The organism is Bacteroides cutis (assembly GCF_900241005.1).
Lineage (GTDB): Bacteria > Bacteroidota > Bacteroidia > Bacteroidales > Bacteroidaceae > Bacteroides > Bacteroides cutis.
Window position 1 is genome coordinate 83,849 of the sequence record NZ_OEST01000004.1, and the last position, 14,190, is coordinate 98,038.

The following is a 14,190-nucleotide window of genomic DNA, read 5'->3' on the forward strand; positions in this document are numbered from 1 at the left end:
TTTTCCGGATATAACCTCATTCGTTTACCAGATAGAAACACGTTTTTCTACCGGTACAAACATCGGATCACTCTCTGTAATATTGAAAGCTTCGTACCATGCACCGATTTGTGGCAAAGCACCATCTACGCGCCACTTACCCAATGAATGCACATCACTCTTGGTACGGTTCAATACTTCTTCAGGGCGGATATTGTTGCCCCATACACCTGCATAAGCCAGGAAGAAGCGTTGCTCAGGAGTGAAACCGTCCATTACGGGAAGCGGATTGGCTGCTGTAGCTTTCTTGAATGCTTGGAAAGAAACCTGCAAGCCACCATGGTCGGCGATATTCTCACCCAAAGTCATGCGTCCATTACCATATACATCCGGAGCTACTTCAATGCTGTCGAATACATTCACCATGACCTGTGCACGTTCGTCGAAACGTTTGGAGTCTTCGGCAGTCCACCAATCTTTCAGGTTACCGTCCTTGTCGTATTGGCGACCTTGATCGTCGAAACCGTGAGTCATCTCATGGCCGATTACCACGCCGATAGCACCATAGTTGAAAGCATCATCCGCATTCATATCGAAGAACGGATATTGCAGGATGCCGGCAGGGAAACAGATTTCATTAGTGGTCGGGTTGTAATAAGCGTTTACGGTTTGCGGAGTCATCAACCATTCGTCTTTATCCACCGGTTTACCGGCTTTAGCTATCATTTCGGCATGATTCCACTCGTTGGCACGTTCCATGTTTGCCCAGTAAGAATCATCCTTGATTTCCAAAGTAGAATAATCTTTCCACTTGTCGGGATACCCGATTTTTACATGGAAAGTGGCCAGCTTTTCTAAAGCTTTTACCTTTGTAGAGTCACCCATCCATTCAAGGTTTTGGATACGTTCTCCCAAACTTTCCTGCAAGTTCTTTACTAAAGTCACCATACGCTCTTTGGCAGCAGCGGGGAAGTATTTTTCTACATACATCTGACCTACCGCTTCACCCAGGGCAGAGCTTACGGTGCTTACCGCTCTCTTCCAGCGAGGTTGCATTTCCTGTGTACCACTCATGGTACGGCTGTAAAAGTCAAAGTTTTGCTCAGCCATGGCGTCGTTCAATGTACTTGCGGCAGCATCAATCAACTTCCATTGCAGATAGAGACTTTGTTGCTCGATGGGCAGGGTATCCAGAATTTCGGCAGCGGCTTTCAGGGAGGCAGGCTGGCCTATGATGATTTCTTCCACATCCTTCAAGCCCAAAGCAGACAGATAAGCGTCCCAGTCGAAAGTCGGATAATTCTTCTTCAATTCTTCGAGGGTCATCTTATTGTAGTTGGCATGCGGGTTACGCAATTCCGTTCGAGAACGGAAAGCTTTGGCAAGACGGGTTTCCACATCCATCACTATCTCCATACCTTTCTTGGCGGTCGCTTCATCAAAGCCTGCCAGTTGGTACATCTTTTGTACATGGTTACGGAAAGCATCACGGATTTTAGCGGTCGTTTCATCGTTTTCCAGGTAATATTCACGCTCGCCCATGCTCAAGCCTGTCTGATAGGACTGTACAGCATTCATGCTACTATTCATCTCATCGGCACCTACATATATCACATTGTAGGCAACGATACCCTTTTTCTGCATTTCGCCCAGCAATGCATAAAGTTCTTTTTTGTCTTTCAAGGCAGCCAACTGCTCGAGTTCCGGTTGGATAGGAGTCACACCGTCCTTGTTCAGTTTCACGCTATCCATCACAATTTTGTACAGGTCACCTATTTTCTGTGCCACACTACCGCTTTCGTGCTGAGTGGCAGCTAATTCTTCGATAAGTCCCTGAATTTGCTTACGGTTATTTTCCGCAAGGATGGTGAATGAACCATACTGTGAGTACTCGGCAGGTATCGGATTATTCTTCATCCAACCGCCACAAGCGTACTGGTAGAAGTCTGTTCCCGGCAGAGCCGTTGTGTCAAGATTGGCAAGTTGGATACCGGCTGTAAGTTCGGCTTGCTTCTTGCCTGTGTTGCAAGCTCCTGCCATCAGGCAGAATGCTGCGATAGGTAAAAAATGAAATGCTCTCATACTTATAAAATTTACCCCTTCGTTCCTCTAAGGGCACGAAGAATAGTTAGTAATTCGTTTTATGGGAATACTCCTCTTGCTTCTCTAAGAGAGTCGAGGGGTATTCTCTAATTCACTGGAAGCTGCGTCCCATTCCTCCATTACACGGTCCAGTTGGTCTTTCAGCTTCTGGTGTTGTTCATAAAGCGTTCTATCCGAAGCACCTTCCGGTGTAGCTATTTTCGTTTCAAGGATGGCGATGGCCGCTTCGGTCTGTTCTATCTCCGCTTCACAGTCCGCCACACGGCGTTCCAGTTTCTTAAGTTTTTTGTTGAGTTCCTTTTGTTCCTCATAAGAGAGTTTTGCAGCAGATGGTTGCGTTGTTTCCGTTTCGGAACTATTGCCCGATGCCGCTTTCCCACCGGAAGGTGAAGTGGACAGTGAAGGAGATTTCTGTAACTCATTCAAGTTCTCTATCTGCTTCTTTTGCAGGAAATCATAGATACCACCGAGATGCTCTTTTACTAATCCTCCACCAAATTCATACACTTTAGTCGCAAGACCGTCCAGAAAATCACGGTCGTGGCTGACAATTATCACCGTACCGTCAAAATCACGGATGGCTTCCTTCAACACATCTTTGGAACGCATATCCAAATGATTGGTCGGTTCGTCGAGAATAAGGAAGTTCACCGGTTCCAGCAACAACTTTATCATGGCAAGACGGGTACGCTCTCCACCGGAGAGCACTTTTACCTTCTTGTCCGAAGCTTCACCGCCAAACATGAAAGCACCGAGGATATCACGGATTTTGAGGCGGATATCCCCTACCGCCACACGGTCAATCGTATCGAATACGGTCAGATTTTCATCCAGTAGTTGCGCCTGATTTTGGGCGAAATATCCGATCTGTACATTATGTCCCAATGTGAGTTTTCCGGTATAGTCCGTAACTTCGTCCATGATACACTTCACGAGTGTGGACTTTCCCTCACCGTTCTTTCCGACAAAGGCAATCTTTTCGCCCCGGTTAATTGTGAGGTTGACATCGTGGAAGATGACATGTTCTCCGTATGCCTTGCCCACATCCTCGCAGATAACGGGATAATTGCCACTGCGGCTACTGCAAACAAATTTCAATCGTAAAGAAGAGTTATCTTCCTCGTCCACTTCGATACGTTCTATTTTTTCGAGTTGTTTGATGCGGCTCTGTACCTGTACCGCCTTGGTGGCTTTGTAACGGAAACGTTCAATGAAATCTTCGGTATCCTGTATCTGTTTCTGCTGATTTTCGTAAGCGCGGAGCTGCTGTTCGCGGCGTTCTTTACGGAGCTTTACAAACTCGTCGTACTTTACCTTATAATCATAGATACGTCCACAGGTAATCTCAATGGTACGAGTGGTGACGTTGTTCAGGAAAGCACGGTCATGGCTGACGAGTACCACTGCGTTGGCACGGGTAGAAAGGAAATTCTCCAACCACTGGATGCTTTCTATGTCGAGGTGGTTTGTAGGCTCATCGAGTAATAATACATCCGGGCGACGGAGCAACAATTTGGCAAGCTCGATACGCATGCGCCATCCACCGGAAAATTCGCTCGTGGCACGGTTAAAGTCTTCCCGACTGAAACCCAGTCCTTGGAGAGTACGTTCTATCTCTGCATGATAGTTTGTACCGCCCATCATCAAGAAACGTTCATTCTCGTGGGTGAAGCGGTCGATCAGTTTCTGATAATCTTCGCTGTCATAGTCGGTACGTTCGGCGAGTTGTTGATTCATACGCTCTATGTCGGCTTGCATCTCAAAAATATGCTCAAAGGCAAGTTCTGCCTCCTGCATCACAGTACGCTCGTCGCTGAGTATCATCACCTGGGGTAAATATCCGATGGTACATTCGCGGGGAACGGCAACAACGCCGGAAGTGGGCTGTTGGATGCCTGCCAATATCTTGAGCATGGTAGACTTGCCGGCACCATTCTTGCCGACGAGAGCTATACGGTCTTTCTTATTTATAACGTATGAAACGTCTTCGAATAGAGGGGTGGCATTAAATTCTACTTTCAGTCCTTCTACAGATATCATGGTGTCAATGAATTTAGCGTTCAGGATTGCAAAGGTAGTGATTTTCGGCGTTATACAACACTTGATGTTTACATAATTACATCAAATATAAGATACAATCGCTTGTTACCTTGTTTCTCCAGTGAGTTATTTCCGTTCCCTTTAAAGGAAACCGTCGTTCCCATATAGAGAAACTGTCGTTCCCATATAGAGAAACGGCAATTTCTATTAAGGGGAAACTACCGTTTCTATAGGAGGAAACGATCGTTCCCTACCTATGGAAACTTTACGACGTTGATAATTAAATGGTTGCCACTCTATATCGATACTTGTATTTACTGTTTTGAATAGTGTTGTGATACTACATTCAATCCCAGTATTTATGTTCTACGTTGCGAAGGCATATAAAAAAGGTAACCTTTTTTGTTTCTTCTCCTTGAAATCGTGTACTTTTGCAGTTGAGTAATGAACATTTAATGAATATCCGAGGAATGAACAGACCCGAAAAGCGAGTATTGGTTGGCATGAGTGGCGGTATAGACAGTACTGCTACTTGCTTGATGCTGAAAGAACAAGGCTATGAGATAGTAGGACTCACCATGTGGGTATGGGGAGACGAGCCGGTGGAGGCGCGTCAACTTGCCGGAAATATGGGGATTGAACACTACGTGGCTGATGAAAGGGAAGAATTCCGGAAAGTGATTGTTCAGAATTTTATTGATGAATATAGGCAGGGGAGAACACCGAACCCTTGTGTGATGTGCAATCCTTTGTTTAAATTCCGTATCCTGACGGAATGGGCGGATAAGCTGGACTGCAGATATATCGCTACCGGACATTATACCCGTCTGGAAATACGGAATGGCAAGATTTATATTCTTGCCGGAGACGATGATAAAAAGGATCAGTCTTATTTCCTGTGGAGATTGGAACAGGATGTATTGAAACGTTGTATATTTCCGCTGGGGGCTTACACAAAATTGCAGGTACGTGAGTATCTCCGCAAGAAGGGTTATGTACTGAAAGCGGAAGAAGGCGAGAGTATGGAAGTTTGCTTTATTAAAGGAGATTATCGTGATTTTCTGAAGATGTATTCTCCTGAAATGGATAAGGAAGTGGGTCCGGGATGGTTTGTTAATGCCGAAGGGGTGAAATTGGGCGAACATAAGGGCTTCCCTTATTATACTGTCGGACAACGGAAGGGGCTGGAGATTGCGCTTGGTAAACCGGCATACGTATTGAAGATTAATCCGCAGAAGAATACCGTTATGTTAGGGGATGCAGAGCAGTTGAAGACGGAGTATATGTTGGCGGAACAGGAAAAGCTGACAGATGAAGCGGAAGTATTTGAGAGCCGGGATTTGACGGTGAGAATACGTTATCGCAGCAAACCTATTCCGTGCACAGTGAAACGCCTGGAAGATGGACGGTTGTTGGTGCATTTTCTAGAGGAAGCGTCTGCTATTGCTCCGGGGCAGTCTGCTGTGTTTTATATAGGCAGAAGGGTAGTGGGAGGTTCGTTTATTGCTTCCCAAAGGGGTATTGGAATGTATCTTTAAAATATAATTTAAACATAAAGATAACGAAACAGATGATGAAGAATTTAATTGCTGTTGCGATCTTTGCTTTACTTGCGACAGGCGCATCGGCACAACAAGACTCTTTGAAATATCGTATCAGCTTGAAAGATAAAGCTGTCACTACCTATTCGCTGGAACATCCGGAGGCATTTCTTTCGGAAAAGGCGATAACCCGTCGTCAGAAACAACATTTGGCGATAGATTCTACCGATCTTCCGGTGTGTCGCCAATATATTGATGAAATACGTCGGCAGGGAGTGAATATTGTGGTTACGGGAAAATGGGAGAACTTTGTAACGGTATCCTGTAATGACTCTACATTGATAGACCGTATTGCCGCATTACCTTTTGTCCTCACTGTTGAAAAGGTATGGACAGCTCCGAAAGCCGGTCTTCCGACCATGGCAACTATGCGTGACTCGGTAATAAATATACCGAAAATACATCCCGATAGTATATATGGTCCGGCTATCGAACAGATAAAATTGAGTAATGGTGACAAGTTACATGCAGCCGGATTTAAGGGGCAAGGCATGACGATTGCTGTTATTGATGCCGGTTTTCACAATACGGATAAGATAACGGCTATGCAGAATATCTGTATATTGGGTGTGAAAGACTTTGTTAATCCTCAAGCAGATATTTTTGCGGAAAGTAGTCACGGCATGATGGTGCTTTCCTGTATCGGAATGAACCAACCGGATGTGATGACAGGTACGGCTCCGGAAGCATCTTTCTGGTTGCTTCGTAGTGAAGACGAATATACGGAACATCTGGTGGAGCAGGATTATTGGGCGGCGGCTGTGGAATTTGCAGACAGTGTGGGAGCTGATGTACTGAATACTTCTTTGGGATATTATACTTTTGATGACAAGTCGAAAGATTATAAATACCGCGATTTGGATGGGCGCCATGCATTGATGTCTCGTCAGGCTTCCCGTATTGCAGATAAAGGGATGATACTGGTGTGCAGTGCGGGTAATTCGGGCATGGGGTCTTGGAAGAAGATTACCCCTCCGGGGGATGCCGATAATGTGTTGACGGTAGGTGCTGTTAATAAGAATGCGCTTCTTGCTCCCTTCTCATCTATCGGTAATACAGCGGATAACCGGATAAAACCCGATGTGGTGGCCGTTGGTGAAGGTTCCGACGTGATGCGTACGGATGGAACTCAAGGAAAGGCGAACGGGACTTCATTTTCTTCACCTATTATGTGCGGAATGGTGACTTGTCTGTGGCAAGCACGTCCTGAACTTACGGCCAAAGAGGTGATTGAACTGGTACGCCGGTCGGGCGACCGGGCTGATTTTCCGGATAATATTTATGGATACGGGATACCGGATATGTGGAAGGCATATAATAGTAATAAATGACAGAAGCAATCTCTTTATATGATTTGAATGCCTTAGTGCGCCGCAGCATAGAGCAGTGCCTGCCCGACGAATTCTGGGTACAGGCAGAGTTAAGTGATGTGCGTACTAACAGTACGGGGCATTGTTATCTGGAATTCATTCAGAAAGATCCTCGTAGTAACAACCTGATAGCAAAAGCGCGCGGTACGATCTGGGCGAATGTGTATCGTCTGCTGAAGCCCTATTTTGAAGAGGCTACGGGACAAGCCTTTGTCTCGGGTATCAAAGTATTGGTACAAGTGACGGTTAGTTTCCATGAACTTTACGGATATAGTCTTACGGTACAGGATATTGACCCTACTTATACATTGGGTGATATGGCAAAGCGTCGCAGGGAGATATTGAAACAGTTGGAGGAAGAAGGGGTGCTGACGCTGAATAAGGAGTTGGATATGCCTCGTTTACCCCAACGTGTCGCTATCATCTCTTCACCTACTGCAGCTGGGTATGGCGACTTTTGTCATCAATTGCAAAACAATTCACGGAGATTTTATTTCTATACAGAGTTGTTTCCTGCTTTGATGCAGGGTGACCGGGTAGAAGACTCCGTATTGGCAGCTCTCGACAAAGTGAATGTCCGTTTGCCGGAATTTGATGTAGTGGTTATCATCCGGGGAGGGGGAGCCACATCCGACCTTTCGGGTTTTGATACTTATCTGCTTGCTGCTGCCTGTGCACAATTTCCTCTACCTATCATTACCGGTATAGGGCATGAACGGGATGACACAGTACTTGATTCTGTGGCGCATACTCGTGTTAAAACTCCTACCGCTGCCGCCGAGTATTTGATCGACTGCATGAACGCCGCTGCCGACGGACTGGAGTTACTTGCAGGCCGTTTGCAGGAAAGTGTCCGGAACTTGCTGTCGCAGGAACATCGTAAACTTGTAAATTATAAGAACCGTATACCCTCTGTTGCCTATCGGCAGATATCCGGTGCGAAACTCACCTTGCTCACGACGAAGAAAGATATTTCACAAGCCGTGTTCTCCTCTTTATCCCGTCATCGTCATCGTTTGGAGTTGTTACATCAGCGGATTGCCGATGCTGCACCGGAGAAGCAGCTGGCTCGCGGTTACAGTATCACTTTGAAAGATGGGAAAATAGTGAAAGATGCTTCTTGGTTGAACGAAGGGGATGAGATAACCACCCGTCTTTATCAAGGTGAACTAACTTCAATCGTAAATCGTAAATTATAAATATTCCTATGCCGGTTACAAAGAAAAAAGAGACTTATTCCCAAGCCATGGAGCGTTTGGAGAAGATTGTCAATCAAATAGACAACAATGAGTTGGAGATTGACATACTTGCGGAAAAGATAAAAGAAGCGAATGAGATTATTGCGTTTTGCAGTGATAAATTGACTAAAGCCGACCGTGAAATTGAAAAATTACTGTCGGAGAAGCAAGAATGTGAAGAATAAAAGCTATTTTTGTTGCAAATTGTACGTAATGAAGTAACTAATACTTTGAGATATGAAAGAACTTGATTGGGCTAATCTGCCATTCGGATATATGAAGACAGATTACAATGTGAGAATTTATAATCGTAATGGACAGTGGGGGGAATTGGAAGTTTGCAGTGAGGAAACTATTCCGATGCACATGGCAGCCACTTGTTTGCATTATGGTCAAGAGGCATTTGAAGGTTTGAAGGCTTTCCGTGGAAAAGACGGTAAGGTGCGTATCTTCCGTCTGGAAGAGAATGCGGCACGTTTGCAGTCTACTTGTCGCGGTATCCTGATGGCTGAACTTCCTACCGAACGTTTCAGAGAGGCTATTTTGAAGGTGGTTAAGTTGAACGAACGTTTTATTCCGCCATACGAATCTGGTGCATCCTTATATATCCGTCCATTACTGGTGGGTACCGGTGCTCAAGTAGGTGTACATCCTGCCAGTGAGTATCTGTTTGTAGTATTTGTGACTCCGGTGGGTCCTTACTTTAAAGGTGGCTTTTCAACTAATCCGTATGTTATCATCCGCGAATATGATCGTGCGGCACCATTGGGTACAGGTATTTATAAGGTAGGTGGTAACTATGCTGCCAGTCTGCGTGCCAACAAGAAAGCACATGATTTGGGTTATGCTTGTGAGTTTTATCTGGATGCTAAGGAAAAGAAATATATTGATGAATGTGGTGCAGCCAATTTCTTCGGTATCAAGGATAATACCTATATTACTCCAAAATCTACTTCTATCTTACCGTCTATCACCAATAAGAGTTTGATGCAGTTGGCAGAAGATATGGGTATGAAAGTTGAACGCCGTCCGGTTCCAGAAGAGGAGTTGTTGACATTTGAAGAAGCCGGTGCTTGTGGTACGGCAGCTGTAATCAGCCCGATTGAACGTATTGATGATGTGGAAAATGGTAAGTCTTACGTTATTGCTAAGGATGGTAAGCCGGGACCTGTCTGCACGAAACTATATAACAAATTGCGTGCTATTCAGTACGGTGATGAGCCTGATACACACGGTTGGGTGACTATCGTAGAATAATAATCAGCAGTTTATACTTTAGTTAGGCACGGATTGTGCGGAAAACACGGATTATATTCTGTGAAATCCGTGTAATCCGTGCCTAAATGTAGTTGCTTTATATTTCAACGTATATAGATGGGAAAAAATAAATTAGAGAAGTTTGCCGATATGGCAGGTTATCCGCACGTTTTTGAATATCCGTATTCTGTAGTGGATGATGTGCCGTTTGAGATGAAGGGAAACTGGAATAAGCAGTTCTTCAAAAATGACAATCCGATTGTATTGGAGCTTGGTTGCGGTCGTGGAGAATATACTGTAGGTTTGGGGCGTATGTTTCCGGATAAGAATTTTATCGGTGTAGATATTAAAGGTGCCCGTATGTGGACAGGAGCCACGGAGTCTTTGGAAGCGGGTATGAAGAATGTCGCTTTCTTGCGTACGAATATTGAAATCATTGATCGCTTTTTTGCATCCGGTGAGGTCAGCGAAATATGGCTTACTTTTTCTGATCCGCAAATGAAGAAGGCTACCAAGCGGCTCACTTCGACTTATTTTATGGAGCGATACCGTAGATTTCTGAAAGATAACGGTTTGGTTCATCTGAAAACAGATAGTAATTTTATGTTTACTTATACCAGGCACATGATTGAAAAAAATCAGTTACCGTTGGAGTTCATTACCGATGATCTTTATCATTCTGATTTGGTGGACGATATTCTTGGTATCCGCACTTATTACGAACAACAATGGTTGGATCGTGGTTTGAATATTAAGTATATCAAGTTCATGCTGCCACAATCAGGAAATTTGCAGGAACCTGATGTGGAAATAGAATTAGATGAGTATCGCAGTTATAACCGTAGTAAACGTAGCGGGTTGAAAACCAGCAAATAGAACTAATTTAAATCGTAAATTATTAAATTGTAAATAAATATCATGACATTATATCCGAAATTAATTCTTGATGCACTGGCAACGGTGCGTTATCCCGGTAACGGAAGAAATCTCGTTGAAGCGGAGATGGTTGCTGATAATATGCGTATTGATGGAATGAAAGTCAGTTTCTCACTGACATTCGAGAAGCCGACTGATCCGTTTATGAAGTCTATGATAAAGGCTGCTGAGACGGCTATACATACTTATGTCTCTCCAGAAGTAGAAGTAGAAATTACTACGGAAAGCCGTCAGGCTGCACGCCCTGAGGTGGGTAAGTTATTGCCGCAGGTGAAGAATGTAATTGCTGTGTCTTCTGGTAAAGGTGGAGTGGGAAAATCTACTGTGGCTGCCAACCTGGCTGTGTCGTTGGCAAAGTTGGGTTATAAAGTGGGATTGCTTGATGCCGATATTTTTGGCCCTTCCGTACCGAAAATGTTTCAGGTGGAAGATGCCAAACCATATGCTGAAAATGTTGGCGGTCGTGATCTTATTGTCCCAATTGAGAAATATGGTATTAAATTGCTGTCCATCGGCTTTTTTGTAAATCCGGAACAAGCTACCCTGTGGCGTGGCGGCATGGCGAGTAATGCTCTGAAGCAGTTGGTTGGTGATGCGGATTGGGGAGAACTGGATTACTTTATTTTGGATACGCCTCCGGGTACCAGTGATATTCATCTTACTTTATTGCAAACTCTTGCCATAACCGGGGCTGTCATTGTGAGTACTCCACAACAAGTTGCTTTGGCAGATGCACGTAAGGGTGTGGATATGTATACCAATGATAAAGTGAATGTTCCTATACTTGGTTTAGTAGAAAATATGGCTTGGTTTACACCGGCTGAATTGCCTGAAAATAAATATTATCTTTTTGGAAAGGAAGGATGTAAACAGTTGGCGGAAAATTTGAATGTGCCTTTATTAGGACAGATACCTATTGTTCAAAGTATTTGTGAAGGAGGAGATAAAGGTACTCCTGTTGCACTTGATGAGAATACTGTGACAGGACGTGCTTTCTTGCAATTGGCTGCTGCAGTGGTTCGTCAAGTAGATCGCCGTAATATAGAAATGGCTCCTACACGGATTGTAGAAGTGCATAAATAATAGGATGATATGGATAAAGTGATAGGATGGTAGTATCCTCTTTGGTATGATTAAATAGATATCATACGGTTGGCTACCATCCTGTCACTTTATTTTTCTTCTATTGTAACTTGAACACCAATGGGATTGTATATTGTACATTCACTTTTTCCCCTTTGTCGGTTCCGGGTTTCCATTGAGGCATGTCACTGATTATTCTGATAGCTTCGGCATCCAATAACGGAGTTATTCCTTTTATAATCTTAGGATCAGTGATATTCCCTTCTTTGTCTACAATCATTGATACTATGACTTTCCCTTGTACTCCGGCTTTCTGAGCGGCTGCCGGATATTTCAAGTTACTGGAAATATATTGCATTAATCCTTGTACGCCACCTGGAAACTCTGGCATATTTTCTACCTTTTCATATACCTTTCCTTCAGTTCTGGAGATAGGGGTAGTAGCTTTAGCTACGGCAACTACTTCTTCCAGATTTCCGTCTTTAGCTGTTCCGACTACTGCTTGATATGGTTCTGCGTTCTTTGGTCCCTGCAGTCTGAACATAACGGGTACCGTATATTTTACTCGTACAGCCTTGCCACGTTGCATGCCCGGTTTCCATTTAGGCATGGAACTGATTACGCGAATAGCTTCTTTGTCCAGAAGAGGGTCTACACTGCGGGTCAAGCCGACATTACTAATACTTCCGTCTTTATTGACAATAAAGTGAACGACTACTCTACCTTCTATATTGTTGGCATGGGCCTCTATCGGATACTTGACGTTTTTACCCAAGTACTTCATAAGTCCCGGCATGCCTCCGTTGGGAAATTCCGGCATCACCTCCACTACTTCAAAGACTACATCTTCGGGGGTTGGGATAATAGTATCTTTAGGATTGGTAATCGTGAGGGAAAGTTCCGCTGACTGAATGTCCAGTGTTTCTGTTGCTACAGTGGACTTTGCGATTGGGGTATCTACTGCTTCTATGACTTCCAGGGCGATTTCTTTAGTGGTACGTGCCACAGCTTCGATGTTACTGATAATCATAAGTAAAGCTGCTAAAGGAAGAAACATTAGATACTTGGTTCTTCCTATTTCTCTGGTTCTTTTCTTATTCATCATTTTAATGCGCTTTTTTAATGGTAAAACATTGAAATTATTATAGATAGTTGCTGCAGCCTTATGATGTGAGAGGCCTAACAGATGATACTGGTAGGCTTTGGAATCGTAACCGTTTGCCAATACACTGGCATCTGCCATATATTCCAGATTAGTACGGATTTCCCGTTTCATGAGCCAGGCAAACGGGTTGAACCAACATAAAATACAAGCTATTTCGCTGACAATGATATCCAAGGAATGCCATTGCGAAGCATGTGTAAATTCATGGGTTAATATCTCGTCCAATTCTTGTTCGTTATGTATACTGGGATTAATAAAAATCCATTGGAAGAAAGAGAATGGTCCTTGTGCGTTGGGTAACAAATGTACATTTATATTTCCTATTTTCAAAGTACGGCATTGACATGACAGACGGATAATACCTATCAACTGCGAGAGAAAATGTATAAACAGAATTCCTACCCCTCCCCAATAGAGAATACTGATACTGTTCAGCATTGTACTTGTCCAGTTGATACCTATTTCGGGAGCGATTGTAAATTCCGGTAAGACTGTATTGGCGTAAAGATCAGCTATGGCTACCATAGGCTCCTGAGCAACAATCCATGTTTGTATATTCAGTAAAGGTACAGCAGCTGAGAGTACAAAGAAACATAGTAATGCCATTCTACGCCATCCAAAGAATGTATCTTTATAGAAGAACAGCCGATAAAACGCATAGAATAACGCTATCGCTACATTGACTTTTAGAAAATAGGCTAACATAGTATATCAATCTTTATTCTTTTCCTTTTTCAATCATATCTATAATATCTTTCAGGTCGTTGGTTGAAACCTTTTGCTCTTTGGCGAAAAAAGAAACCATCTCTTTATAAGAGTTTTCAAAGTAGTTACGCACGAATCCACTCATGAAAGTTCGTTTATATTCACTTTCACGAATAGCAGGTGTATATTGATATGTATTTCCTACACGTGTGGAACTGACATATTGTTTTCGTTCCAAGTTTTTCACAATAGATGCTACGGTGGTGTAGGGCGGGGTCGGCTTGGGATATTTGGCAACAATGTCTTTAACGAAGCAACTGCCCAGTTCCCAAATGTAAATCATTGCCTCTTCTTCTTGTAATGTTAACTTTTCCATGGAATAAAGTATTTAATTAAATCCAATACAAAGTTACGAAATATTCGTAATTAAACATTGTGCAGTGAGTTAATTAATATAAAATGGTTTAAATAAGAATATCCTTCTTTATATATTTCAAATCTTTAGTGATTTGTACCTCTACAGATTTGTATTTTATAGTTATTTTAAGTGTGAATTCTATGCAAATTTCTTGATTTTACTATTAGAAAATGATTTATGAGTAAAGTTCGGATGATTTGTGTAGGTAATAACGGATAAAAGTACCCACTAAATATTTTTATAGGTAACTATCTTTGCATCATCAAAAAAGTAGCTATGGATTAATTTTTATATT

The 14,190-nt window shown here is 43.2% G+C and carries 11 protein-coding genes; 7 read left to right on the plus strand and 4 right to left on the minus strand.

Going from position 1 to position 14,190, the window contains the following annotated elements; genetic code table 11:
- Positions 1 to 24 precede the first annotated feature (24 nt).
- Both C1A09_RS10010 and C1A09_RS10015 read right to left on the minus strand, forming a co-directional pair.
- Entirely contained in the window at positions 25 to 2,061 is a 2,037-nt protein-coding gene (locus tag C1A09_RS10010) for a M13 family metallopeptidase (protein WP_101543611.1), read from the minus strand.
- A gap of 84 nt (positions 2,062 to 2,145) precedes the next feature.
- Positions 2,146 to 4,122 (minus strand): ABC-F family ATP-binding cassette domain-containing protein, encoded by a 1,977-nt coding sequence (locus tag C1A09_RS10015; RefSeq protein WP_101543613.1) that lies wholly within the window; start codon positions 4,120 to 4,122, stop codon positions 2,146 to 2,148.
- Positions 4,123 to 4,577: 455 nt separating this feature from the next.
- Here C1A09_RS10015 and mnmA point away from each other — a divergent pair, with 455 nt between their 5' ends.
- The 7 genes from mnmA (at position 4,578) to C1A09_RS10050 (ending at position 11,607) form a co-directional block, all read left to right on the plus strand.
- A complete protein-coding gene (mnmA, locus tag C1A09_RS10020; protein WP_101543615.1) occupies positions 4,578 to 5,660 on the plus strand; it encodes a tRNA 2-thiouridine(34) synthase MnmA in 1,083 nt (360 codons plus the stop codon).
- Between the two features lie 35 nt (positions 5,661 to 5,695).
- Positions 5,696 to 7,054, plus strand: a complete 1,359-nt coding sequence (locus C1A09_RS10025) for a S8 family peptidase (protein WP_101544208.1) — start codon at positions 5,696 to 5,698, stop codon at positions 7,052 to 7,054.
- Positions 7,051 to 8,292, plus strand: coding sequence for an exodeoxyribonuclease VII large subunit (gene xseA / locus C1A09_RS10030; protein ID WP_101543617.1), 1,242 nt, complete (start codon positions 7,051 to 7,053; stop codon positions 8,290 to 8,292). The genes C1A09_RS10025 and xseA overlap by 4 nt, the downstream gene beginning before the upstream one ends.
- An 8-nt stretch (positions 8,293 to 8,300) precedes the next feature.
- On the plus strand, positions 8,301 to 8,516 hold the full coding sequence (gene xseB / locus C1A09_RS10035) for an exodeoxyribonuclease VII small subunit (protein WP_101543619.1): 216 nt from the start codon (positions 8,301 to 8,303) through the stop codon (positions 8,514 to 8,516).
- Positions 8,517 to 8,568: 52 nt separating this feature from the next.
- Positions 8,569 to 9,588, plus strand: a complete 1,020-nt coding sequence (locus tag C1A09_RS10040) for a branched-chain amino acid aminotransferase (RefSeq protein WP_101543621.1) — start codon at positions 8,569 to 8,571, stop codon at positions 9,586 to 9,588.
- Between the two features lie 117 nt (positions 9,589 to 9,705).
- The gene (gene trmB, locus C1A09_RS10045; RefSeq protein ID WP_101543623.1) at positions 9,706 to 10,464 is read left to right on the plus strand and encodes a tRNA (guanosine(46)-N7)-methyltransferase TrmB; all 759 of its coding nucleotides are present in this window, start codon (positions 9,706 to 9,708) and stop codon (positions 10,462 to 10,464) included.
- 42 nt (positions 10,465 to 10,506) lie between these two features.
- Positions 10,507 to 11,607 (plus strand): Mrp/NBP35 family ATP-binding protein, encoded by a 1,101-nt coding sequence (locus C1A09_RS10050; protein WP_101543625.1) that lies wholly within the window; start codon positions 10,507 to 10,509, stop codon positions 11,605 to 11,607.
- Between the two features lie 100 nt (positions 11,608 to 11,707).
- Here C1A09_RS10050 and C1A09_RS10055 read toward each other — a convergent pair whose 3' ends face one another.
- Together C1A09_RS10055 and C1A09_RS10060 are read right to left on the minus strand one after the other, a co-directional pair.
- A complete protein-coding gene (locus tag C1A09_RS10055) occupies positions 11,708 to 13,477 on the minus strand; it encodes a M56 family metallopeptidase (RefSeq protein WP_101543628.1) in 1,770 nt (589 codons plus the stop codon).
- Positions 13,478 to 13,490: 13 nt separating this feature from the next.
- Positions 13,491 to 13,853 (minus strand): BlaI/MecI/CopY family transcriptional regulator, encoded by a 363-nt coding sequence (locus C1A09_RS10060; RefSeq protein WP_101543631.1) that lies wholly within the window; start codon positions 13,851 to 13,853, stop codon positions 13,491 to 13,493.
- Between the last annotated feature and the right edge of the window lie 337 nt (positions 13,854 to 14,190).